The 24298-nt window shown below is 71.0% G+C and carries 14 protein-coding genes and 1 pseudogene; 2 read left to right on the top strand and 13 right to left on the bottom strand.

Annotation, left to right across the window (positions count from 1 at the left end):
* Positions 1 to 179: 179 nt before the first annotated feature.
* Positions 180 to 740 (bottom strand): cysteine hydrolase family protein, encoded by a 561-nt coding sequence (locus tag L942_RS26030; protein ID WP_037365274.1) that lies wholly within the window; start codon positions 738 to 740, stop codon positions 180 to 182.
* Positions 741 to 803: 63 nt separating this feature from the next.
* On the bottom strand, positions 804 to 1328 hold the full coding sequence (locus L942_RS26035) for a MarR family winged helix-turn-helix transcriptional regulator (protein WP_037365276.1): 525 nt from the start codon (positions 1326 to 1328) through the stop codon (positions 804 to 806).
* 79 nt (positions 1329 to 1407) lie between these two features.
* On the opposite strand from L942_RS26035, the gene L942_RS26040 reads away from it, so the two are divergent.
* Positions 1408 to 2229, top strand: coding sequence for an oxidoreductase (locus L942_RS26040; protein ID WP_037365278.1), 822 nt, complete (start codon positions 1408 to 1410; stop codon positions 2227 to 2229).
* Positions 2230 to 2256: 27 nt separating this feature from the next.
* Here L942_RS26040 and L942_RS26045 read toward each other — a convergent pair whose 3' ends face one another.
* The 7 genes and pseudogenes from L942_RS26045 to glgX (L942_RS26075) form a co-directional block, all read right to left on the bottom strand.
* Positions 2257 to 3627: a trypsin-like peptidase domain-containing protein gene (locus L942_RS26045; protein WP_037365485.1), complete on the bottom strand. Its 1371-nt coding sequence runs from the start codon at positions 3625 to 3627 to the stop codon at positions 2257 to 2259.
* A 202-nt stretch (positions 3628 to 3829) separates the two neighbouring features.
* A pseudogene (locus L942_RS26050) lies at positions 3830 to 4639 on the bottom strand (glycoside hydrolase family 16 protein); the annotation flags it as partial.
* Positions 4640 to 4945: 306 nt separating this feature from the next.
* On the bottom strand, positions 4946 to 7147 hold the full coding sequence (glgB, locus tag L942_RS26055; RefSeq protein ID WP_037365282.1) for a 1,4-alpha-glucan branching protein GlgB: 2202 nt from the start codon (positions 7145 to 7147) through the stop codon (positions 4946 to 4948).
* 4 nt (positions 7148 to 7151) lie between these two features.
* Positions 7152 to 8519 carry a maltokinase N-terminal cap-like domain-containing protein gene (locus tag L942_RS26060; RefSeq protein ID WP_037365487.1) on the bottom strand — a complete coding sequence of 456 codons (1368 nt, stop codon included), beginning with the start codon at positions 8517 to 8519 and terminating at the stop codon, positions 7152 to 7154.
* A 37-nt stretch (positions 8520 to 8556) separates the two neighbouring features.
* Positions 8557 to 10350, bottom strand: a complete 1794-nt coding sequence (gene treS / locus L942_RS26065) for a maltose alpha-D-glucosyltransferase (protein WP_037365283.1) — start codon at positions 10348 to 10350, stop codon at positions 8557 to 8559.
* A gap of 88 nt (positions 10351 to 10438) precedes the next feature.
* Positions 10439 to 12418: an alpha-1,4-glucan--maltose-1-phosphate maltosyltransferase gene (locus L942_RS26070; RefSeq protein ID WP_037365284.1), complete on the bottom strand. Its 1980-nt coding sequence runs from the start codon at positions 12416 to 12418 to the stop codon at positions 10439 to 10441.
* Between the two features lie 383 nt (positions 12419 to 12801).
* Entirely contained in the window at positions 12802 to 14946 is a 2145-nt protein-coding gene (glgX, locus tag L942_RS26075) for a glycogen debranching protein GlgX (protein WP_037365285.1), read from the bottom strand.
* 185 nt (positions 14947 to 15131) lie between these two features.
* Between glgX (L942_RS26075) and L942_RS26080 the strand changes: the two genes are divergently transcribed.
* On the top strand, positions 15132 to 16106 hold the full coding sequence (locus L942_RS26080) for a helix-turn-helix transcriptional regulator (protein WP_037365286.1): 975 nt from the start codon (positions 15132 to 15134) through the stop codon (positions 16104 to 16106).
* Here L942_RS26080 and treZ read toward each other — a convergent pair.
* The 4 genes from treZ to malQ are packed head-to-tail and all read right to left on the bottom strand — an operon-like array spanning position 16096 to position 24194.
* Positions 16096 to 17805, bottom strand: a complete 1710-nt coding sequence (gene treZ / locus L942_RS26085; protein ID WP_037365489.1) for a malto-oligosyltrehalose trehalohydrolase — start codon at positions 17803 to 17805, stop codon at positions 16096 to 16098. The two genes, L942_RS26080 and treZ, sit on opposite strands and share 11 nt — an antisense overlap.
* Positions 17802 to 20078: a malto-oligosyltrehalose synthase gene (gene treY / locus L942_RS26090; protein WP_037365288.1), complete on the bottom strand. Its 2277-nt coding sequence runs from the start codon at positions 20076 to 20078 to the stop codon at positions 17802 to 17804. Before treY ends, treZ begins: the two co-directional genes overlap by 4 nt.
* Positions 20075 to 22201: a glycogen debranching protein GlgX gene (glgX, locus tag L942_RS26095; RefSeq protein ID WP_037365290.1), complete on the bottom strand. Its 2127-nt coding sequence runs from the start codon at positions 22199 to 22201 to the stop codon at positions 20075 to 20077. The genes treY and glgX (L942_RS26095) overlap by 4 nt, the downstream gene beginning before the upstream one ends.
* A gap of 52 nt (positions 22202 to 22253) precedes the next feature.
* Positions 22254 to 24194, bottom strand: coding sequence for a 4-alpha-glucanotransferase (gene malQ / locus L942_RS26100; protein WP_037365291.1), 1941 nt, complete (start codon positions 24192 to 24194; stop codon positions 22254 to 22256).
* Positions 24195 to 24298 lie beyond the last annotated feature (104 nt).

Here is a 24298-nt window from a genome sequence, read left to right on the forward strand (position 1 = left end):
CCCGCAACCGGCCCGCCCAAACCAGACAGCCCCCCACTCGCCCAGCGCGAAGACGACCCCCCACCGCCACCGCACCCACAACCGACCCGCCCAAACCAGACAGCCCCCCACTCAGCGGGCGTGACCGCGACCTCCCCCCGCCACCACCGCGCCCGCGGTCCGGCTGGCCCAGACAGCCCTCACTCGCCAGCCTTGAAGGCGATCTCCTTCGTCGTCACCGTGCCCGCGATGCGGCCCGGAGCCGATTGATGGGTCCAGTACAGGTTCGTGTGTGCGATGACTTGCGCGGGCGGCGGCGCGCCCCACGCGGTGCGGTCACCCGTTGTGTGGGCGTCGCTCACCAGGGTCGCGTCGTAGCCTCGTGCGAAGGCGCCGTGCAGGGTGGAGCGGATGCAGGCGTCCGTCTCGGCTCCGCTTACCACCAGGCGTCCAACCGCGCGGTCGGCGAGAATCGACTCCAGCGCGGTGTCTTCGAACGAGTCGCCGTAGGACTTGTCCACCACCGGCTCGGCGGGTGCGGGCTTCAGTTCCGGGACCAGCTCCCAGTCCGGGCTGCCCTTCTTCAAATCCTCGTCGTTGTGCTGGACCCACACGACGGGGACCCCGGCCTCCCGGGCTTTGTCCACCAGTTCCGCCACGTTCGCCACGACGCCGTCGCGCTCGTGCGCGTCCGCGACGACGCCGTTTTGCACGTCGACGACCAGCAGTGCGGTGTTCGGCCGGTCCTTCAGAGTGGTCATGAGCTTTCCCTCCAGTCAGGTACCGCTCACGCTAGCCCCCGCCACCGACAAAACCGGTCGAAGTCACTCCGGGCGGAGCGAATCGTGCGGGGAGGACGGGCCGAACTCGGTCTCGAAGCGGGCCAGGAGGCGGGACAGCAGAGCGTTCAGGCTCGCCAGGTCAGCCTCGTTCAGGGCGGAAGAGAACAGGGCCCGCTCTCGTTCGGTGCGTTTCCGGGTCGCGGCGGCCCAGCGGGCGCGGCCTTTGCGGGTCAGGCGGATCGGGCGGCTTCGGCCGTCCGAGGAGGCGGCGACCCGTTCCACCAGGCCCGCGCGCTCCAGGCGGTCGATCCGGACGGTGACGGTTCCGGAGGTGACGCCGAGGCGGTCGCCCAGTTCCTTCGGCGTCAGGACGGCGGCTCGGCCGGAGCGGTGGAGGGCCGACAGGGCTTGCCAATCCCCGGCGCTGAAGCCGTATTCCTCCGCGACGTCGCGCAGCACCTGTTCGAACTGCCGCGACAGCCGCCCGATCCTCTGCCGGGCCGCTTCGACCTGCTCGTGCACGCCGTCCGGCATCACGGCCAGCCATTCCGGCAGGCCCGCCCCCACTGAGTCCAACTGGACACTCCCTCGAAGCTCAAGGTAGTTTGATTTGAGTATCAAGGTACCTGGTCCTGGGGAGGTCCGCATGTCCGGACGCGTCTGGTTCATCACGGGAGCGAGCAGCGGGTTCGGCCGCGTGCTCGCGGAAACCGTGCTGGCGCGCGGGGAAAACGTCGTGGCCACGGCTCGCGACCCGAGAGCGCTCGAAGGGCTGAAGACGTTCACCGCCCGGCTGGACGTCACGGATCCGGCCTCGGTGGACGCGGCGGTGCGCGCGGCGATCGGCGAATTCGGGCGGATCGACGTGCTGGTGAACAACGCCGGGCACGGGCTGGTCGGCGCGCTCGAAGAGCTGACCGACGAGCAGGCGCGGCAGGTGCTCGAGACCAACGTGTTCGGCGTCCTGAACGTCACCCGCGCGGTGCTGCCGCACCTGCGGGCACAGCGCAGCGGGCACATCGTGCAGCTGTCGTCGGTCGGCGGGGTGGTCGGGAATCCGGGGCACGCGCTGTACGCGACGTCGAAGTTCGCGCTGGAAGGGATGTCCGAGGCGCTCGCCGGGGAGGTCGCGCCGCTGGGGATCCGGGTGAGCCTGGTGGAACCCGGGCCGTTCCGGACGGACTTCGCCGGCCGCTCGATGACGTTCTCCGAGCCCATCGACGACTACCGCGACACTCCGGCAGGCGTTGTGCGCCAACGGTTTTCCGCGCAGGACGGCAAGCAGCCGAACGATCCGGCGAAGGCGGCCGAGGCCATCCTCAAGCTGGTCGACACCCCGGACGCGCCGCTGCGGCTGCCGCTCGGCCCCGAGGCGGTCGCCCGGATCCGGGCCAAGCTCGAGCAGCAGCTCGCCGATCTGGCGGCGTGGGAGGAGGTTTCGCTGGACACGCGTTATCCGGACGACTGAGCCGCTCAGCCGCCCGGATGACCCCGGTCAGCCCACCGGGCCTTCGGCGGGCACGACCGTGACGTTGTGCTCCTGACCGCTCTGGTCGACGACGGTCACGCTGAGCTTGTCGCCGGGGTGGTGCTGGTCCATCAGGGTGGTCAGCGCGGTGGGCGAGTCGATCGGCGTGCCGTCCACCGCGGTGATCACGTCCCCGGCGGCCAGGCCGGCCCGCGCGGCCGCGCCGTCGGGGACGACCTGCTGGATCACCACGCCCGAACCGGTTCCGCCCTGCTGTTGCTGCGGCCCGGCGCCGCTGACAGTCACGCCGAGGAACGCGCTCTTTCCGATGTGGACAGTGTCGGACCCGGTGCCGCCGACGATCTGGTGCGCGATGGAGATCGCCTGGTTGATCGGGATCGCGTAGCCCTCGTTCCCGCTGGACCCCTGGGAGTTGTCGCCGGGGAAGCCGTTGCCGAGCCCGCGGCGCCCGCCCCGTCCGCCGCCGTTGAACTGGTATCCGGCCGAGGCCGCGGTGTCCACGCCGACGACCTGGCCCTGCGCGTTCACGAGCGGGCCGCCGGAATCGCCGGACTGGATGTCGGCGTCCACCTGGATCAGGTCCTTCAACTGCTCGGACGAGCTGTTCGATTCGTCGGACGCGGTGATCGACTGGTTCAGCGCGGTCACCCGCCCGGCGGCCGGGACCGGCGCTCCCCCGGCTCCGCCCGCGTTGCCGAGGCCCACGACCGCGTCGCCGACCTTCACCGACGACGAATCGCCGAGCGTTTCCGTCGCCAGCCCGGACGCGCCAGCCAGTTTCAGCACCGCGACGTCGTGGCTGCGGTCGTAGCCGAGCACGGACGCGGCGTACGTCTGGCCGTTGCCGATGTCGGTGACCTTGATGCTGGTCGCGCCCTCGACGACGTGGTTGTTCGTGAGCACCTCGCCGTCCGGGGTGAGCACGATGCCGGTGCCCGCCGCGGCCGCGCCCTGGTAGCCCAGCTCGGTGTTGATGTTGACGATGCCCGCGCTGACCTTCTTCGCGATCGCCTGCGGGTCGAGCGCGGTGTTCGACGGATTGGTCTGGTTGCCGATCGAGCCGAAGTTCTGGTTCCCGGACACGCCGGGCGGCGCGGACGGCGTCCACACGAAATGCCCGACTCCGAGCCCGACGGCGACCGACAGCACGATCGCTCCGACGGTGAGTGCCGCGGTCCGCAACGGGCGCCGGGAACGCTGCGGGTGCGGCGCGGCGAACTGCTGCGTCGGATACGGCTGCGGACCGTACGCGCCGGGCGGCGGAGTGCCCCAGTGCCCCCAGCCCTGCTGGTGCGGCTGCCCCGCTCCCGGCGAGTACGGATGCCCGCCGTAGCCGGGCCGTCCCTGGTCGTGCCCGCCGCGCTCCTGCTCGTTCATGATCCGCTCCTGCGTCTGGTAACCCTCCGCCAGCTCAGGAAACACCCGCTCCCTGAGATTTTCCTTGCCGTCGTCCGTGCGAAACCTGTGTACCCGGGCGATGGCACAGAGAAGCCCCGCCCGGCTCGGGAGAGAACCGGACGGGGCCCGCGGAGACCGCGCCTTCTCCGCGCCGCCGGGGCTCCGGCGGCGAGGGTGGTCAGCTCACGTGCACGTAGTCGACCACCAGCTGTTGCGGGAACTGGGTGCTGCCGTCCGGGTCGCCCGGCCAGTCGCCGCCCACCGCGAGGTTGAGGATCAGGTAGAACGGGTGGTCGTACACCCATTTCTTGCCGTTCAGGTCCGCCGGGGTGCGGGTTTCGTAAGCCTGCCCGTCGACCAGCCAGACGATCTTGTTCGGCGACCAGTCCACCGCGTAGGTGTGGAAGTCGTCGGAGAAGTTCGGGCCGGTGAACGCCGCGCCGATGCCGCCCGCGCCCGAGTAACCGGGACCGTGGATGGTGCCGTGCACGGTGTTCGGCTCCTTGCCGATGTTCTCCATCACGTCGATCTCGCCGTCGTCCGGCCATTGCCCGCCGCCGAGCATCCAGAAGGCCGGCCACATGCCCTGCCCGCGCGGCAGCTTCATCCGGACTTCCACGTGCCCGTACGCCTGGCTGAACTTGCCGGACGTGTTCAGCCGCGCCGAGGTGTACTGGCAGGCGCCGTACCAGCAGGTGTGGCCGGAGTTCTCTTTCTTCGCGGTGATCACGAGGTGGCCCTGGCCGTCGAGCGCGCCGTTCGCCGCGCCCGCGGTGTACCACTGCCGTTCGTGGTTGTTGCCGCTGTTGTCGCCGGTTTCGTAGTTCCACTTGCTCCCGTCGGCGGGCGAGCCGGCCGGGCCGTCGAAGTCGTCGGAGAACCCGGCGGCCGGAGCGGCGTTTCCGGCGGGCGTCAGCGTTACCGCACCGGCCAGGGCGAGCGCGGCGGACAGCGCGAGGAGGCGCCACCGGGAGGTGTGCGTAGACGTCATTGTCATCCCTCAATCACTCGAGGGGCGGCCTGGCGGCGCCACCCCGGGTTTGTTGTGGATGGCAACAAAGTATGCCCACCAGCACCTTCACCGGCAAGACGCTGCGTGGGTCATTTTCCGACCATGGCCGGATGGCGACGCCCGCGAGAGTAATTCCAGGCAAAACCGCATGGCCGGACGGGCAAGCGCCCCGGACCTGCGGCACCGGGTGCACGGCGGCGAGGTCCGTGAGGGCCACCTTCACGGACGCTGATTCCCCCAGGGTTCCCCTCACGACCGCCGCCGTGCGGGAGCGGCGCGAGCCAATCAGTCCTCGGTGGACGGACGGTCCTCCAGCAACCACAGCACCCCGCTCGGCGGCAGCTGCAACACGGCCGACGCCGGCTGTCCGTGCCAGGGCTCCTCGGTCGCCTCCACCGCGCCCAGGTTCCCGACTCCGGAACCGCCGAAGGATTCCGCGTCCGTGTTCAGCACCTCGGTCCAGCGGCCCGCCGACGGGAGGCCGACGCGGTAGTCGTGGTGCGGGATCCCGGCGAAGTTCGCGATGCAGGCCAGCCGCGAGCCGTCCGCGCCCAGGCGCAGGAAGCTCAGCACGTTTCCGGCCGAGTCGTTCGCGTCGATCCAGCGGAAGCCTTCCGGCCGGACGTCGCCGCTGAACAGCGCGGCGGTGTCCCGGTAGATCGCGTTCAGCTGCCGGATCAGCTCGCGCACGCCGCGGTGCAGCGGGGTTTCCAGCAGGTGCCAGTCCAGCGACCGCGACTCCGACCATTCGCGCGGCTGCCCGAATTCGCCGCCCATGAACAGCAGCTGCTTGCCCGGATGCGCCCACATGAACGCCAGCAGCGCGCGCAGCCCGGCCGCCTTGTTCCAGTCGTCGCCGGGCATCCGTTCCCACAGCGAACCCTTGCCGTGCACCACTTCGTCGTGCGACAGCGGCAGGACGAAGTTCTCGCTCCACGCGTACACGAGCGAGAACGTCATCTCGTTGTGGTGGTACGCCCGGTGGATCGGCTCGTGCGACAGGTAGCGGAGCGTGTCGTGCATCCACCCCATGTTCCACTTGAAGCCGAAGCCCAGGCCGCCCAGATGCGTCGGGCGGGTGACGCCCGGCCACGCGGTGGACTCCTCGGCGACCATCACCACGCCCGGGTGCCGCTTGTAGACAGTCGCGTTCAGTTCCTGCAGAAACCTTACCGCGTCGAGGTTTTCCCGGCCGCCGTACTCGTTCGGCAGCCACTCCCCGTCCTTGCGCGAGTAGTCGAGGTACAGCATCGAGGCGACCGCGTCGACGCGCAGGCCGTCGAGGTGGAACTCTTCGAGCCAGAACAGCGCGTTCGCGACGAGGAAGTTGCGCACCTCGTTGCGGCCGAAGTTGAACACGAGCGTGCCCCAGTCCGGCTGCTCGCCGCGGCGCGGGTCCTCGTGCTCGTACAGCGGGCTTCCGTCGAACCGCGCCAGCGCCCAGACGTCGCGCGGGAAATGCGCGGGCACCCAGTCCACCAGGACGCCGATGCCGCGCTGGTGCAGATGGTCGACGAGGTACCGGAAGTCGTCCGGCGAACCGAACCGCGACGTCGGCGCGTAGTACGACGTGACCTGGTAGCCCCACGAGCCGCCGAACGGATGCTCGGCCACCGGCAGGAATTCGACGTGGGTGAAGCCGGTTTCCTCGACGTAGTCGGCCAGCTGGTCGGCCAGTTCGCGGTAGCCGAGCCCGGGCCGCCACGAGCCGAGGTGCACCTCGTACACGCTCATCGGCGCGTCCGCCCAGTCGGTCGCCTCGCGGCGGGCGACCCAGTCGCCGTCGCCCCAGGCGTAGTGCGATTCGGTGACCTTCGACGCGGTCGCGGGCGGCACCTCGGTGGCGAACGCCATCGGGTCCGCCTTCTCGTGCCAGTGCCCGTCCGCGCCGAGGATGCGGAATTTGTAGCAGCTGCCGACCGGAACGCCGGGCACGAACAGCTCCCAGACGCCGGACGACCCGAGCGAGCGCATCGGGTGGCCGCGGCCCTCCCAGGCGTTGAAGTCGCCGATCACCCGCACGCCGCGCGCGGTCGGGGCCCACACCGCGAAGGACACGCCTTCGACGACGCCGTTCGGGGTGTCGTACCGGCGCACGTGCGCGCCGAGCACGTCCCACAGCCGCTCGTGCCGTCCTTCCCCGATGAGGTGCTGGTCCAGCTCCCCCACCGTCGGCAGCCAGCGGTACGGGTCGTCGGCGACGACGGTGTGGTTGTCGTAGCCGACTTCGATCCGGTAGTCGCCGGGGTGTTCCGGCAGCGTCGCGGCGAACAGCGCGTCCGCCACGCGTTCCAGCGGGACGCGGCGCTCTCCGGCGACGACCGACACCGTCGTCGCGCCCGGGCGCAGCGCGCGCACGACGATGTCGCCGCCGACGGTGTGCACGCCGAGCACCGAATGCGGGTCGTGGTGCTCGCCGGCCAGCAGCCGGTCGATGTCGCGCGGAGACGGCGCCGCCGAGGGCAGGTCCGCGGGGACAGCGTTCACGGGGTCACTCGCTTCCGTCGGTGCTGCGGGCGATCGCCGCCAGGGGCACGCTCAGCCAGTCCGGCCGGTTCGCGTGCTCGTAGGCGACCTCGTACACCGCTTTGTCCAGTTCGAAGGCGCGGAGCAGGTCCGCGTGGTCCTGCGGGTCGCCGACCGGGCCGCCGGCGCGGGCGTACCCGGTGCAGAACGCGGCGCGGTTGCGCCGGGCCCATTCCATCGCGTGCCGGGTCACGTCCGCGTTCTCCGGCTGCCCGACGAGCCGCTGGTGCGCCGCGTAGTCGAACGACCGGAGCATGCCCGCGACGTCGCGCAGCGGCGAGCGCAGCGCGTGCCGTTCCGCGACCGGGGCGGCCGGTTCGCCCTCGAAGTCCAGCAGCAGCCATCCGTTGACGGTACGCAGCACCTGGCCCAAGTGCAGATCGCCGTGGATGTACTGCAGCTCTATCGACGCCTCGTGCGCGCGCACCGACTCGAACACTTCGCGCAGCGCGGGCGCGTACACCGCCAGCTCCGGGACCGCTTCGGACACCTGATCGAGGCGTTCGGTCATCGCGCGCACCGTGCGGTCCAGCTCGTCGCTGTCCGCGGGTTCGGCGCCGAGCGCGGTCGCCAGGTCCGCGTGCACCTCGGCGACCGCGGCGCCGAGCCGTTCGGCCTCGCCGGCGAAGTCGCCGCCCGCCTCGGCCGCGGGCTGGTCCGGATCCGCCAGCAGGTCGCGCACGCTCGTGGTCGCCATCGCCCAGCCGTCGACCGCGTCCGGCAGGAATTCCTGCAGCATCCCCATCGTCGCGGGTTCGTCGTGCAGTTCGCCGGAGATCGAGCCGACCACCCGCGCGACGTGCTTGCACCCGGCGTCCTGCAGCGCGCGGTGCAGCAGCAGGTCCTTGTTCATGCCCGGGCTCAGCTTGCGGAACAGCTTGAGGATGTACTGCCCGCCGTACACCAGCGAGGTGTTGCTCTGCTCGGAGGTGATCGGCCGCGAGCGCAGCCCGGGTTCGAGCGTCGCGTCCGGCTCCGCCGAGAACCGCAGCGGCCCGACGGACTCGCCGGCCGCCATCCGGTCCAGCAGCCCGGCGGTGAGGTCCGCGTCGCCGCTCGCCTCGTAGAGCCGTTCGCCGATCAGCGCGGCCGACGCGACCTCGGGAATCCCGGACCGGCGGCCGACCAGCAGCTGGTACGGCTCGGTGCGGTCGCCCTGCACCACGTCGACGACCGCGTGCACCAGCAGCGGATCCGGCTCGGCCAGCACGGTGAGGCTCGCCGGGCGGACCTCGTCGACCGGCCGGTCCTTGCCCGCGAACCAGCGCTGCGCGGGCAGCCAGTCCGGCAGCAGGGCCGACAGCGCCCTGGACACCTCGGACAGCTCGGGCAGTTCGGGCGGGGGACCGTGGTGCGACAGCGGACTCACCTCATTCTTCCGGCTCGAGCAGCTGGAACCAGTAGAACCCGTGGCCGGGCAGCGTGAGCAGGTACGGCAGCTCGCCGATGTCCGGGAAGCGCACCCCGCCGGTCAGCTCGACCGGCGTCGCGCCCTGGTGCGCGGACAGGTCCAGTTCCACCGGCTGCGGGAAACGGGACAGATTGTTGGCGCACAGCACGACGTCCTCGCGGCCGTCCGGGCGCAGCCACCGGCGCTGGTAGGCCAGCACGCTCGGGTTCGAGCCGCCGAGGTCGGTGAAATCGCCTTGGCCGAACGCGTGGTGCTGCTTGCGCACCTCGATCATCCGGCGCGTCCAGTTCAGCAGCGACGCCGCGTTGTCGGCCTGCGCCTCGACGTTCAGCGCCTGGTGCCCGTACACCGGGTCCATGATCACCGGCAGGTAGATGCGGCCGGGGTCGCAGGTGGAGAACCCGGCGTTGCGGTCCGGGGTCCACTGCATCGGCGTGCGGACCGCGTCGCGGTCGCCGAGCCAGATGTTGTCCCCCATGCCGATCTCGTCGCCGTAGTACAGGACCGGGGACCCGGGCAGCGACAGCAGCAGCGCGGTGAACAGCTCCTGCTGGTTGCGGTCGTTGTCCAGCAGCGGGGCGAGCCGGCGGCGGATGCCGATGTTCGCCTTCATCCGCGGGTCCTTGGCGTATTCGGAGTACATGTAGTCGCGCTCTTCGTCGCTGACCATCTCGAGCGTCAGCTCGTCGTGGTTGCGCAGGAAGATGCCCCACTGCGTGCCGGACGGGATCTGCGGCGTCTGCAGCAGGATCTCCGAGATCGGGAACCGCGACTCCCGGCGCACCGCCATGAAGATCCGCGGCATCAGCGGGAAGTGGAACGCCATGTGGCACTCGTCGCCGCCGGACTCCGCGTCGCCGAAGTACTCGACCACGTCGGTCGGCCACTGGTTCGCCTCGGCCAGCAGGATCCGGCCGGGGTACTCGTCGTCGACGACCTTCCGGCAGCGCTTGAGGAAATCGTGCGTGCGCGGCAGGTTCTCGCAGTTGGTGCCCTCCTGTTCGAACAGGTAGGGCACGGCGTCGAGGCGGAAGCCGTCGATGCCGATGTCGAGCCAGAACCGCAGCACGTCGATCATCGCGTCCTGCACGGCCGGGTTCTCGTAGTTCAGGTCCGGCTGGTGGGAGAAGAACCGGTGCCAGTAGAACTGGCCGCGCACCGGGTCGTAGGTCCAGTTCGACGTTTCGGTGTCGACGAAGATGATCCGCGCGTCGGCGTAGCGGGAGTCGTCGTCGCTCCACACGTAGTAGTCGCCGTACGGGCCGTCCGGGTCCGAGCGCGAATGCTGGAACCACGGGTGCGCGTCCGAGGTGTGGTTGAGCACCAGGTCGGTGATCACCCGGATGCCGCGGCGGTGCGCCTCGTCGAGCAGGTAGACGAAATCGTCGACGCTGCCGAATTCCGGCAGCACGGCCCGGAAGTCGCTGATGTCGTAGCCGCCGTCGCGCAGCGGCGAGGCGTAGAACGGCGGCAGCCACAGGCAGTCCACCCCGAGCCATTCGAGGTAGTCGAGCCGCCCCGCCAGCCCGCGCAGGTCGCCGGTCCCGTCGCCGTTCGAATCGGCGAACGCGCGCACCAGCACCTCGTAGAACACCGCGCTCTTGAACCATTCCGGGTCCTCCGGCGCCTCGTGCGCGTGCCCGAAATCGTCCGCCTGGGGTTCGACCAGCAGGCCGTCGGCGGTGACCGCCTCCCCCGTGTGCGGCACGTCCGCCAGTCCCGCCGCGGCGCCGGGCCGGCTCTCCTCGTCCATCCGTTCCACCTTGTCGTGAGTTGCCTGTGCTGAAGAGTGGTTATCCCGAACGGAGCCGGGATAACCACGGGCCGGTGCGGCCGCGGCCTCAGGCCGCGAGCCTGCGGCGCAGCGCCACGATGTGCGCCACCGCCCGCCACGGTTCGAGCCGGACGAAGTTCGCCTGGCCCCAGTCCCACGTCTCGCCGGTGACCTCGTCGTGCGCGATGAGCCGCTCGGACCAGTCGAAGCCGAGTGCGGGCAGGTCGAGCCAGAGCGTGCCCTCCTGCCCGTTGTGCGGGTCGAGGTTCACCACCGCGACGACCGTGTCGCCGGTCGCCGGGTCCTGTTTGGAGTAAGCGAGCAGCGCGTCGTTGTCGATGTGGTGGAAGCGCAGCGACCGCATGCCCTGCAGCGCCGGATGCGCGCGCCGGATGGCGTTGAGCCGGGTCAGCCACGGTTCGAGCGAACGGCCTTCGGCGAGCGCGCGGGCGAAATCGCGCGGGCGCAGCTGGTACTTCTCCGAGTCGAGGTACTCCTCGCTGCCCGGCCGCACCGCCTCGGATTCGAACAGCTCGTAGCCGGAATACACGCCCCAGGTCGGCGACATCGTCGCGGCGAGCGCGGCGCGCAGCGCGAACATGCCGGGACCGCCGTGCTGCAGCGATTCGTGCAGGATGTCCGGGGTGTTGACGAACAGGTTCGGGCGGCCGTGGTCCCAGTGCTCGACGAGGTCCGTGCCGAACTCGGTCAGCTCTTCCTTCGTGGTGCGCCAGGTGAAATACGTGTAGCTCTGGGTGAAGCCGAGCTTCGCCAGCCCCCACAGCCGGGCCGGACGGGTGAAGGCCTCGGCGAGGAACAGCACGTCCGGATGCGCGTCCTTCACCGACTGGATCAGCCACGCCCAGAAGTCCGGCGGCTTGGTGTGCGGGTTGTCGACCCGGAAGATCCGCACCCCGTGCGACACCCAGTGCAGCACGACGCGCAGCACCTCGTCGTAGATGCCGCGCGGGTCGTTGTCGAAGTTGACCGGGTAGATGTCCTGGTACTTCTTCGGCGGGTTCTCCGCGTACGCGATCGTGCCGTCCGGGCGGGTGGTGAAGAACTCCGGGTACTTGACCACCCACGGGTGGTCGGGCGCGGCCTGCAGCGCGAGGTCGAGCGCGACCTCGAGGCCGAGTTCCTCCGCGCGCGCCACGAACGCGTCGAAATCCTCGAGCGTGCCCAGCCGCGGGTGGACCGCGTCGTGCCCGCCCTCGTCCGCGCCGATCGCCCACGGCGAGCCGACGTCGTCCGGCGTCGCGTGCAGAGTGTTGTTGGGGCCCTTGCGGTTCACCCGGCCGATGGGGTGGATCGGCGGCAGGTAGACGACGTCGAAGCCCATGCGCGCGACGCGGTCCAGCTCGCGCTCGGCGGTGGCGAAGGTGCCGTGCACCGGGCGGCCCTGGGCGTCGACCCCGCCGGTGGAGCGGGGGAAGAATTCGTACCAGGAACCGAAAGCCGCGCGTTTGCGGTCGACCCACAGCTTCAGCACGCGGCCCTTGGTGATCAGCTCGCGCACCGGGAAGTCGTGCATGAGCTGGCGGACCTCGGGCGAGAGCGCCGGGCCGACGCGCTCGGCGAGATCGCGTTCGTCGTCGCGCAGCGCGGCCGCGGCCCCGGCGAGCAGCGGGCGCTCGGCCCGGCGCTCCGGGCGGCGCGAGACGCGGTCGAGCAGCCGCGCCCCGGTCTCCAGGTCGTTCGCCAGCTCCCCCGGCCCCTGCCCGGCGGCGATCTTCACCTCGACCGCGTGCTCCCAGGTGGCCCACGGATCGCTCCACGCGTCCACCCGGTAGGTCCACATGCCCTCGGCGTCGGGCACGATCACCGCGGCGAAGCGGTCGAGCCCGCGGCCCTGTTCGGCCATCCGCGTCTGGCGCGCGGCGCGGTCGCCGGGACCGCGCCAGGCGACCGTCGCGGCCACCGCGTCGTGGCCCTCCCGCCAGACCGTGGCGGTGACGGGGAAATGTTCGCCTGCAACGGCCTTGGCCGGATACCGGCCGCAGCTGACAATGGGTGCGACGTCGTCGATCCCGAGCCTGCCGGTCATGGCAATGCCCCTTTTTCACGGTGGGTGGGAGGGTGGTCGGAGTGCGCTCGCGCGAGCACGGTCAGTGTGCCTGATTCCTCCAAAGCCGTTGACAGCGGGGCCTTTTTCCGCAATTCCCGCCACCCGGTCGGGCGAAACGCGCCCATTCGGCGGAACTCTCCGACGCATTCCCGTTTCCCGCCCGCAACACGCGCGCCGAATTGCGTTAACAATCGGCGGCGCGTTCCGGTGATTACCCGCGAGTACCGCTACGCAAACCGGCCTGGCTTCGCGGACTCCGCCAGCGGAACCGGCTGACGGTCCGTGAGGGGAACCCTGAGGGAATCAGATTCCCTCAGGGTTCCCCTCACGGACTGCGGTTGTCCAGCAACGTCACCGGCTTCCTACAGTTGCGGGATCTCCACCGTGTCCCGCGGCGCGCGCAGCAACAGCAGCGACCGCGCCTCGACCGTGATCCGGGCCTTCGGCTCGAGCACGCCGGGGCTGGCCGGGGTGCCGTCGGCGGTGCTGGTGTCCAAAGTGGGCTTGAAGGTCTCGCCGTACTCCGGGCCGGGCAGCACGATCTCGGCCGGCTCCGCGCCCGCGTGCAGCACCAGCAGCCACGAGTGGTCGGTGACGAGCGCGCCCTCGCGGTTGCGCGCCTGGCTGTTCGACCCGTCGATCCACATGCAGAGCGTGCGGCGGTCCTCGTCGAACCAGTCGATCTCGTCGAACTCCTCGCCGTCCGGGCGGAACCAGACGAGGTCGGGCTTGCCGGTGACCGTCGTGCGGCCCTCGAAGAACTCCGGCTGCCGCAACGCCGGGCTGTGCGCGCGCAGCCGGACCACGCGGCGGGCGAAGTCGAGCATCGGCTCGGAGGCCTCGGTCGGGGTCCAGTCGATCCACGACGTTTCGTCGTCGAGGCAGTAGGCGTTGTTGTTGCCGTGCTGGGTCCGCCACATCTCGTCGCCCGCGGTGAACATCGGCGTGCCGGTGGACAGCAGCAGCGTCGCGAACAGGTTGCGGGCCTGGCGGGTGCGCAGCGCGACGATCGCCGGGTCGTCGGTCTCGCCCTCCGCGCCGTGGTTCCACGACCGGTTGTCGTTCGTGCCGTCGCGGTTGTCCTCGCCGTTGGCTTCGTTGTGCTTTTCGTTGTAGGACACCAGGTCCCGCAGCGTGAAGCCGTCGTGCGCGGTGACGAAGTTGATCGACTGCCACGGCCGGCGCAGGTTGTGGTCGTACAGATCGGACGAGCCGGACAGCCGGTACGCGAGGTCCCGCACGCCGGTCGCGCCGCGCCAGAAATCACGGACCGTGTCGCGGTAGCGGCCGTTCCACTCGGCCCACTGCGCGCCGAAGTCGCCGACGCGGTAGCCCTCGCCGGTCGCGTCCCACGGTTCGGCGATCAGCTTGCAGCGCGACAGGACCGGGTCGGTGGTGATCGCGGTGAGCATCGTCGACTCGCGGTCGAACATCTCGCCGCGCGGGCGGCCGAGCGTGCTCGCCAGGTCGAAGCGGAACCCGTCGACGCCCATCTCCTGCGTCCAGTACCGCAGCGAATCGGTGACCAGCCGGACGACGGTCGGCGAACCGGCGTCGAGGGTGTTGCCGCAGCCGGTGAGGTCGGCCATGTGGCCGCGGCGGGTGTGCAGGTAGTACGCCGGGGCGTCGAGGCCGCGCAGCGACAGCGTCGGGCCGTCCGGGCCGCCTTCGCAGGTGTGGTTGAACACGACGTCGAGCAGCACCTCGATGCCGGCCGCGTGCAGGGCCGCCACCATCGTGCGGAATTCCTCGACCTCGCGGCCCGGTTCGCTGGCGTACCCGGCGTGCGGCGCGAAGTAGCCCAGCGGCGAGTAGCCCCAGTAGTTGTGCCGCCCGGAACGGATCAGCGCGGGCTCGTCGGCGAACGAGTGCACCGGCAGCAGTTCGACGGTCGTCACGCCGAGCCGGGTCAGGTGCTCGATCGCGACCGGGTGCGCCAGGCCGAGGTACGTGCCGCGCAGCGCCTCCGGGATGAACGGATGCTGCTGGGTGAACCCCTTCACGTGCAGCTCGCAGATCACCGACTCCTCGAACGGCACCTCGGGCTTGACCCCGGTGTCCTGCCCGCCCGGCGAGGTCACGACCGACAGCGGCACCGCGCCCAGCGAGTCCACTGTGGACATCGGACCGCGCTCGGGGTCGCCGGTGAAGCCCTGCGCGGCGTGCAGGCTGACGAGCTTCCCGTCGATCCGGCGCGCGTACGGGTCGACGAGCAGCTTGGCCGGATTGCAGCGGTAGCCGCGGGCCGGGTCGTACGGGCCGTGCACGCGATAGCCGTAGCGCTGCCCGACCGTGACGCCCGGGACGAGGCCGTGCCAGACGCCGAACGTGCGTTCGGTCAGTTCGATCCGCCGCTCGGAACCGTCGTCGCCGACGAGGCACACCTCGACCGCCTCGGCGACCGCGGACGTCACCGCGAACCGGACGCCGCCCGCCTCCGGGTGGGCGCCGAGCGGAAACGGACGTCCGGCGAGGACCTGGTTGTCGGGTGCGGGTCGTTGTGCCATGCGCCGATCTTTTCAAACCCGGGGCGGCGGCGGGCTCCGGCGCTTGGCTGAACTTCCCCGGGCAGGGGTCATGACCTGGGCCGACGGCCGGCCGGGCAGGGGTCGGCGGCCGGGCGTGCCCCGTTGACCTCGGCTTGAGGGTTTGCCGGACAGGTTTTGTCAGTGGTCCCGGGCATGCTGGCCCCATGCGCGCGAGCCGGCTCGTCTCCCTCCTGTTGCTGCTGCAGGCCCGCCAGCCGCGGACGGCGGAGGAACTGGCCGCCCGGCTGGAGGTCTCGCCGCGCACCGTCTACCGCGACATCGAGGCGTTGAGCGCCGCCGGAATCCCGGTGTACGGCGAGCCCGGCCACGACGGCGGATACCGGCTGGTCGACGGGTACCGCACCCAGCTGACCGGCCTGACCAGGCAGGAAGCCGAGGCGCTCTTCCTCACCGGCCTGCCCGCCGCGGCGTCCGGGCTCGGTCTCGGGCCGGTCGCGGCGAACACGGAGCGCAAGCTGCTGGCCGCGCTCCCGGCCGAACTGCGATCCCACGCCGACCGGGTCCGCGAGCGGTTCCATCTGGACGCGGCGTCCTGGTACCACGGCCCGGAAGCCACGCCGCAGCTGCCGACCGTTTCGGACGCGGTGTGGCAGCAGCGTCGCGTCCGGATCCGCTACCAGCGCTGGGCCGCGCCCCACGAAGTGAACCGGACCGTCGAGCCGCACGGGGTGGTGCTGAAGGCCGGGCAGTGGTATCTGGTCGCGCGTTCCGGGGAATTCCGGACTTACCGGGTCGCGCGGATCGTCGAGGCGACGATGCTCGACGAGACCTTCGACCGGGCCGAGGACTTCGATCTGGGCGGGTACTGGCAGTCCTATCTCGACGACTTCGACTCGCGACGACACGAGGGCGAGGCGGTGCTGCGACTGTCACCGGAGGGAATGCGGCTCCTGCCCCAGCTCGCCGAGCCCGCCCTCGCCCGCGCTGCGCAGAGCGGCGTGGTCGAGTCGGATGGCTGGACGCGCGTGGTCGTTCCGGTCGAGCAGCCCGATCAGGCCGTGCACGATCTGCTGCGGCTCGGTCCCTTGGCGGAAGTGGTTGCGCCGCAACAGCTTCGGGACCGGCTGGCCGAGACGCTGAGATCGATGCTCCGCCGCTACCCCGAGGTCAGCGGGTAGCGACCAGGACGAACGACTCCGCGGGCAGAACCGTCTCGGCGGAGCCGACCTCCGGATCGCCCCACGAAGCCAGCACCTCCCCCGTCACCGGAAGCTCCGCCGGCTCCGCGCCGAAGTTGCACGCCAGCCGCAGCGCGCCCCGGTGCAGGAGCAGCCACGAATCGTCCGGCGCGGTTTCCGCGACGACCCGGTCCAGCCGCGGGTCGGTCAGGTCCGGGTGCTCCCGGCGGAGGCGGATCAGCGTCCGATACAGGTCCAGGATCTCTCGGTGGCCCGGTTTGCCCGGTTCCGTCCAGTCGAGCCGGGAGCGGGCGACGGTCGCCGGGTCCATCGGGTCCGGGACGTCCGTTTCGCCCCAGCCGTGCCGGGCGAATTCGCGGCGCCTGCCGGTGCGGACGGCTTCGGCCAGTTCCGGGTCCGGGAAGGACGCGAAGAACTGCCACGGCGTCTTCGCGGCCCACTCCTCCCCCATGAACAGCATCGGCGTGAACGGCGAGCAGAACACCACCGCCGCGCCGCAGGCCAGCAGGCCGGGCGAGACGGTCGCGGACAGCCGGTCGCCGGTCGCGCGGTTGCCGATCTGGTCGTGGTCCTGCAGGTAGGCCAGGAACCGGTGGCCCGGAGCCAGCCGCCGGTCCAGCGGGCGGCCGTGCACGCGCGAGCGGAACGAGGACCAGGTCCCGGCGTGGAAGAACGCCTCCCGCAGGGTCTTGGCCAGCGCGCCGGGCTCGGCGAAATCGGCGTAGTAGCCGGCGGTTTCGCCGGTCAGCCGGACGTGCAGCGCGTGGTGCAGGTCGTCGGACCACTGCGCGTGCAGGCCATAGCCGCCCGCGTCGCGCGAGGTGACGAGCTTCGGGTCGTTCTGGTCGGACTCGGCGATCAAGGTCAGCGGCCGGTTCAGGGCCGCCGACAGCGCGTCGACCTCGGCGGAGAGTTCCTCCAGCAAGTGCACGGCGCGTTTGTCGACCAGCGCGTGCACAGCGTCCAGGCGCAGGCCGTCGAAGTGGAAGTCGCGCAGCCAGCCCAGCGCGTTGTCGATGACGTAGCGGCGGACCTCGTCGGAACCCGGGCCGTCGAGGTTCAGGCCGGCGCCCCAGTCGGTGCGGCCGGCGAAGTACGGACCGAACCGGTCGAGGTAGGCGCCGGACGGGCCGAGATGGTTGTAGACCACGTCCAGCACGACCGCGAGCCCGCGCGCGTGACACGCGTCGACCAGGCGTTTCAGCCCGTCGGGACCGCCGTACAGTTCGTGCGCCGCGCCCCACAGGACGCCGTCGTAGCCCCAGCCCGCGGTGCCGTCGAAGGAATTCACCGGCAGCAGTTCGACGTGCGTGACGCCGAGGTCGACCAGGTGCCCGAGCCGGTCGATGACCGCGTCGAACGTGCCTTCCCCGGTGAAGGTGCCGACGTGCAGTTCGTAGACCACGCCGCCGGGCAGCTGCCGCCCGGTCCACGACTGGTCGGTCCACTCGAAGGCCGAATGGTCGTAGACGCGCGACGCCTCGTGCACGCCGTTCGGCTGGCGGAGCGAGCGCGGATCCGGCAGCGGACGGTCGTCGTCGCCGAGCAGGAAGGCGTAGTCGGCACCGGTGACGTCGGCCTGCCACCACCCGTTCTCGGCGGCGGTCATCTCGTGGTCGGCGCCGTCCACGCGGACGCGGACGCGCTCCACCGAAGGGGCCCATACGCGGAACATCAGGAGTCCTCCCGCACCAGAAGCGCGACCGGGTACTGGTCGAACAACGCCGACGCCGGCGGGGTGTCGCCGACTCCGCGGCCGGTCAGCACGTCGGTCCATTCTCCGGCGCGCAACGGCAGAACGGTGTCGCGCCAGCCGCCTGCCCGCTCCAGCCCCAACGGCAGCCGGGTGACGGCCACGGTCAGGCCCGTGCCGCGTTCGAAGGCCAGAAGATGGTCCGCGGCAACGCCTTCCGCGTGTAATGGCCGATATCCGGTGAAGAGTTCCGGCCGGTCTCGGCGCAGGGTCAGCGCGTGGTGCACCACCAGCAGCTTCGCCGCGCCGGTCTCGTCGATCTCCGGCTGTTCGCCCGCCTGGATGCGTTCGAGCAAGGAGCGCCGGACGGCGTAGTCGACCTCGCGGCGGTTGTCCGGGTCGACCAGCGAGTAGTCCCACAGCTCGGTGCCCTGGTAGACGTCCGGCACGCCGGGGCCGGCCAGCTGCACCAGCTTCTGCCCCAGCGAATTCGCCCAGCCCGCACCTCGTACCCGCCGGACGAACGCCTCGACGTCCGCCGCCAGCTCCGCGTCGCCCAGCACTGCCGACGGCCACTCGGCGACGGCGCGCTCGAACTCCTCGTCGTGGTCCGTCCACGTGGTGCGGAGTTTCGCTTCCTTCGCGGCCTTGTCGAGGTAGTCGCGGAGCCGCTCCGGCGAGATCGGCCACGCGCCCACGAGCGTCTGCCAGGCCAGGAGATTCAGCGCGGGCTCGTCGATCCCGCGCGCGGCCGTCCAGCGGCGGAACGCGACGGCGAACTCGTCCGCGACCTCCGACAGCGCGGCCATCCGCGCCCGGGTGTCCTCGGACCGCTTCGTGTCGTGCGTGGTCAGCGTGGTCATCGTGGCCGGTGCCGCGGCCGCCCGGCCCGCGGCCAGCGTGTGGAATTCCCCGGTGTTCAGCCCGAAGCGGTCCGGGTTTCCGCCGACCTCGTTCAGCGCGGCGAACCGCGTGAACCGGTAGAACGTGGTGTCCTCAGTGCCCTTCGCGACGACCATTCCGGACGTCTGCTGGATCCGCGTCGCCAGCTCGCCGTCCGGCGCGCCGCGCACCTGGCTGTCGAGCGCGTCGAGCGCCGGGGCCAGCTCCGGCCGCCGCTTGCGGGCCCGCTCCACGGCGGTCGCCCAGTGCCCGGCCCCCTCGGGAAGGTACGAACGGTAGACCGGGAACGCGATCATCACCTCGGCCACCGCGGCGCGGGCGGCTTCCGCGTCCACGCCCTGGAGCAGCGCGGCGATCCGGTGCACCTCGGCGACCAGGATGCCGTCGGTCACCAAGCGCCGCGCGCCTTCCTCGACCGCGTGGTAGTCGGTGCGCACACCCTGCTCGGCGGCGAGCCGGGTGAACACCGGCGCGGCGGCCGGGTCGACGAACACGCCGGTGATCTCGCGCAGCGCGTCGTACCCGGTGGTCCCGTCGACCGGCCAGCTCTGCGGCAGCGCCTCGCCCGGGTGCAGGATCTTCTCCGCCACCAGCCACGCCCCGGGCGCGCCCTCGCGGAGCCGCCGGAAGTAGCCGCCGGGGTCGGCGAGCCCGTCCGGATGGTCCACGCGCAGGCCGGTGACGTCGCCGTCGGACACCCAGCGCAGCACCTCGCCGTGCGTTTCGGCGAACACCTCCGGCCGCTCCACGGTGACCGCGGCCAGATTCGTGATGTCGAAGAACCGCCGGTAGTTCAGCTCCCGGTTGCCGCGCCGCCAGCCGACCAGCTCGTAGTGCTGGCGCGCGTGCACCTCGGCCGGCGTGCCCTCGCCGGTGCCGGGCGCGATCGGGAACCGGTGGTCGTAGTAGACGAGTTCGTCCCCCTCGACCGTCAGCTCGTCGTTGTCGTCGCCGAGGACCGGCAGCAGCACCCGGCCGCGGCTCCAGTCGATGTCGAAGAACGGCGCGTACGGCGATTCCCGGCCGTTCCGGAGAACGTCCCACCACCACTGGTTCGCCTTCGGCACTTCGACGGACATGTGGTTCGGCACGATGTCCACCACGAATCCGAGCCCGGCGTCCTTCAGCCGCGCCGCCAACGCTTTCCGCGCTTCCTCGCCGCCCAGTTCGCCCCGGGCGCGCGTCGGGTCGGTGACGTCGTAACCGTGCGTGGAGCCAGGCGTCGCGTCGAGCATCGGCGAGCCGTACAGCGCGCCGACGCCCAGCTCGCGCAAGTACTCCACGATCGCCGCAGCGTCCGCGAAGCCGAACTCCGGCCGCAGCTGCACCCGATACGTCGAGGACGGCGTGCTCATTCGCCCTCCTTCGCGGTGCGCTGGAGCACCACGAGCGAACGCGCGGCGAGGGTGAACTTGCCGCCGCCTTCGACCGGTTCGACGTCGCTGTGCCCGACCACTCCGGTGTCGGTGTCCACCACGACTGTCCATTCGCGACCGTAGCCGTTGCCCGGCAGGGTCGTCACGATGTCCTCCCAGTGCGCGTTGAACGCGAGCAGGAACGAATCGTCCTCCACCGGCATCCCGCGCGGGTCGAGGTCCGGGATCCCTTCCCCGTTCAGGAAAATCACCACGGACTTGCCGAACGCGTCGTCCCAGTTCTGCTCGGTCATCTCCTCGCCGGCCGGGGTGAACCAGGCGATGTCGCCCAGCTCCTCGCCCTTGCGCACCGGTTTGCCCTGGAAGAACCGGCGGCGGCGGAACACCGGATGCGCCTTGCGGAACGCGGTGAGCGCGGCGGTGAACTCGATCAGGTCGGCGTTCTCGGCGGCGAGTTCCCAGTCCATCCAGGACAGTTCGGTGTCCTGGCAGTAGGCGTTGTTGTTGCCCTGCTGGGTGCGGCCGAGCTCGTCGCCGTGCAGCAGCATCGGCACGCCTTGCGACAGCAGCAGCGTGGCGAGCAGGTTCCGCCGCTGCTTGGCGCGCAGCGCGAGCACCTCTTCGTCGTCGGTCGGCCCCTCGACGCCGCAGTTCCACGACCGGTTGTCGTCCGCGCCGTCGCGGTTGTCCTCGCCGTTGGCCTCATTGTGCTTTTCGTTGTAGGACACCAGGTCGGCGAGCGTGAAGCCGTCGTGCGCGGTGACGAAGTTGATCGACGCGAACGGGCGGCGGCCGTCGTCCTGGTACAGGTCCGACGACCCGGTGATCCGCGACGCGAACTCGCCGAGGGTGGACGGTTCGCCGCGCCAGAAATCGCGCACGGTGTCGCGGTACTGCCCGTTCCACTCGGTCCACAGCGGCGGGAAGTTGCCGACCTGGTAGCCGCCCGGTCCGACGTCCCACGGTTCGGCGATCAGCTTCACCTGGCTCACGATCGGGTCCTGCTGCACGAGGTCGAAGAACGTGGACAGCCGGTCGACGTCGTAGAACTCGCGGGCCAGCGCCGAGGCGAGGTCGAACCGGAAGCCGTCCACGTGCATCTCGGTCACCCAGTACCGCAGCGAATCCATGATCAGCTGCAGCGTGTGCGGGCTGCGCACGTTGAGCGAGTTCCCGGTGCCGGTGTAGTCCATGTAGTACTGCGGATCGTCCTCGACCAGGCGGTAGTACGCCTCGTTGTCGATGCCGCGCATGGACAGCGTCGGGCCGAGGTGGTTGCCCTCGGCGGTGTGGTTGTAGACGACGTCGAGGATCACCTCGATGCCGGCTTCGTGCAGGGCGCGGACCATGCCCTTGAACTCCTGCACCTGCCCGCCCTGGCCCTGCATCGCGGCGTACCCGTCGTGCGGCGCGAAGTAGCCGATCGTGTTGTAGCCCCAGTAGTTGCGCAGGCCCTTTTCGTCGAGCGCGTGGTCGGTGACGAACTGGTGCACCGGCATCAGCTCCACTGTGGTCACGCCGAGTTTCTGCAGATGCTCGACGATCGCCGGATGCGCCAGCCCGGCGTACGTGCCGCGCAGCCGTTCGGGGACGAACGGGTGCGTCATCGTCATGCCGCGCACGTGCGTCTCGTAAATGACCGTCTCGTGGTACGGCACCCGCGGCGCCCGGTCGTTCGCCCAGTCGAAGAACGGGCTCACCACGAGCGAATACGGCACGTGGCCCGCCGAATCATCCTCGTTGAACTGCTCGGGGTCGTCGAAGCGGTAGCTGAACAGCGCCTCGGACCAGTCGACGCCGCGGGACAGCGCCTTGGCGTACGGGTCGATCAGCAGCTTGCTGGGATTGCAGCGCTGGCCGCGGCTCGGGTCGTACGGCCCGTGCACGCGGAATCCGTAGCGCTGGCCGGGACCGACGCCCAGCAGGTAGCCGTGGTGGACGAAGCCGTCGACTTCTTCCAGCCGCGCGCGGGTTTCGTTGCCCTTCTCGTCGAAGAGGCAGAGATCGACGTGCTCGGCGACCTCGGAGAACAGCGCGAAGTTCGTCCCCACGCCGTCATAGGTGGCGCCGAGCGGGTAGGGCTTTCCGGGCCAGGGCCGCACAGGGCTTCTCCTTGGGCATCGGTTTTCGTTGTCCGGACGGGTTTTCGGGTGTTCAGCGCAACGGGCGGGCCGCGGCGAGCGGGGCGACCGCCGCCCGCACCCGCGGGTCGGCGAAGAACCCGTCGACGGTGACGGGAAGGGGGATGCGCCAGTTAGGGTACTCATCGACGGTGCCCGGCAAATTCGGCTGGCGCCGTTCGCCGACGACATCCGCCGGCGCGGTGAGCACCAGCCGCGACGCCGCCGAGGCGAGCAGCGTGTGCAAGGCGACCACCAAGTCGTCTTCCGGAATTCCTTCGCTGGCAACCAGTTCGAGCAGCGCCCGCCGTTCGTCCGCCGCCTCGGCGTACTCCTGCTCCACCGGCCGGTCGAGCTGGCCGAGCTTCGCGCGGACCCGGACGTGCTCGGCCTCGAGCCAGCCGGAGACAGTCGGCAGGTCGTGCGTCGAAATGCTGGCCATCGCGTCCGGATCCCAGCGGTCCGGGCGGACGAACGGCTTGCCGGGCGCGTCCCAGTCGCGCTGGAACCACAGCACCGCGGAGCTGAGCAGGCCGCGTTCGTGCATGGTTTCGGTGACGGTGTCCTCGACCGTGCCGAGGTCCTCCCCCACCACGACCGCGCCCGCGCGATGCGCCTCCAGCGCGAGCACCCCGAGCATCGCCTCGGCGTCGTACTGCACGTACGTGCCGCGACCGGCGGGTTCGCCCGGCGGGATCCACCACAGCCGCCACATCCCGGCGACGTGGTCCACCCGGATGCCGTCGGCGTGCCGCAACACGCCGCGCACGACGTCGCGGAACGGCGCGTACCCGGCTTCGGCGAGCCGGTCCGGCCGCCACGGCGGCAGGTTCCAGTCCTGCCCCTGCTGGTTGAACGCGTCCGGCGGCGCGCCGACCCGCACCCGCGCGGCGAAGACGTCCCGCAGCGCCCAGGTGTCCGCGCCGCCGGGATGCACCCCGACCGGCAGGTCGTGCACGACACCGACCGGCATGCCCGCGTCGCGCGCGGCGCGGCGGACGCGGTCGAGCTGCTCGTGACAGAGCTGCTGAAGCCAGCCGTGGAACTCGATCCGCTCGGCCAGCTCCTCGCGCGCGGCGGCCACCTCCGCGCTGCCGGGATCGCGCAACGCCTCGGGCCACTCCCGCCAATCGCTGCCGTGCACCTCGGCAAGCGCGCCGAACGCGGCGAAATCGCGCAGGTCGTCGTCCAGTTCGACCGGGTGCGGATGGTGCGGGCGCAGCAGTTCCAGCGCGGCGCGTTTGGCGGTCCACACGGCGTCGTAGTCGATCAGCTCGCCGATCGGATCCGGGGCGAGCGCCCGCACCCGCCGCTGGGTGTCCTCGTCCGCGCGGGCGAATGCCTCGGTGTCGGTCACCCGCAGGTACAGCGGGTTCGCGAAGCGGCGGCTGGACGGCGAATACGGCGACCGCTCGACCGGATGCGCCGGACTGATCGCCTGCACCGGGTTGACGAGCAGCACGCCCGCGCCCAGTTCGGCGGCCGACCGGGAAGCCATCTCGGCGAGGTCGCCGAAATCGCCCATCCCCCACGACTGCTCGGAGTGCAGTGCGTAGAGCTGGAGCATCCAGCCCCACGCGGGCGGCACCGCGGGCAGCCGGTCCGGCACGACGGCCAGGGCGACCCGTTGCTCCTCGGTCACGATCCGGTGCCAGCCGAGCGGAAGGTCCGCCGGAAGGGTGGCGCCGACGTCCCGCGTGGTGCCGTCTTCGAGTTCGACGGTCGCGGCCCGGCCGAGTTCGCGTTCCCGCCCGGCGCGCAGCACGACAGTCGGCGGCAACGCGGCGGACGCGCGGGCCTCGCGCGCCGCGGCCAATTCTCGCTGAATCGCGGGTGGATTGCTGGCGTCGACGTCCAGCTGCGCCAATACGGCGACCACGACGTCGGGGTCGACCTGTACTTCGACTTGGTCGGCGTTTTCGTAGCGGGTGGCGACTCCGTGGGCGGCGGCCAGTTCGGCCAGTTCGGGAGTCACGTTTCGGTCCGGGGAACGGGAATGCGCACCGGCCCAGTGTCCCGGGCGAGGCCGCGCGGCGCCATTCGCCTCGCCGCCGCGGACGGGCGAAGCGGTGACCGGCC

Source organism: Amycolatopsis orientalis DSM 43388 (assembly GCF_000411975.1).
In the GTDB taxonomy this organism is placed as follows: domain Bacteria; phylum Actinomycetota; class Actinomycetes; order Mycobacteriales; family Pseudonocardiaceae; genus Amycolatopsis; species Amycolatopsis orientalis_D.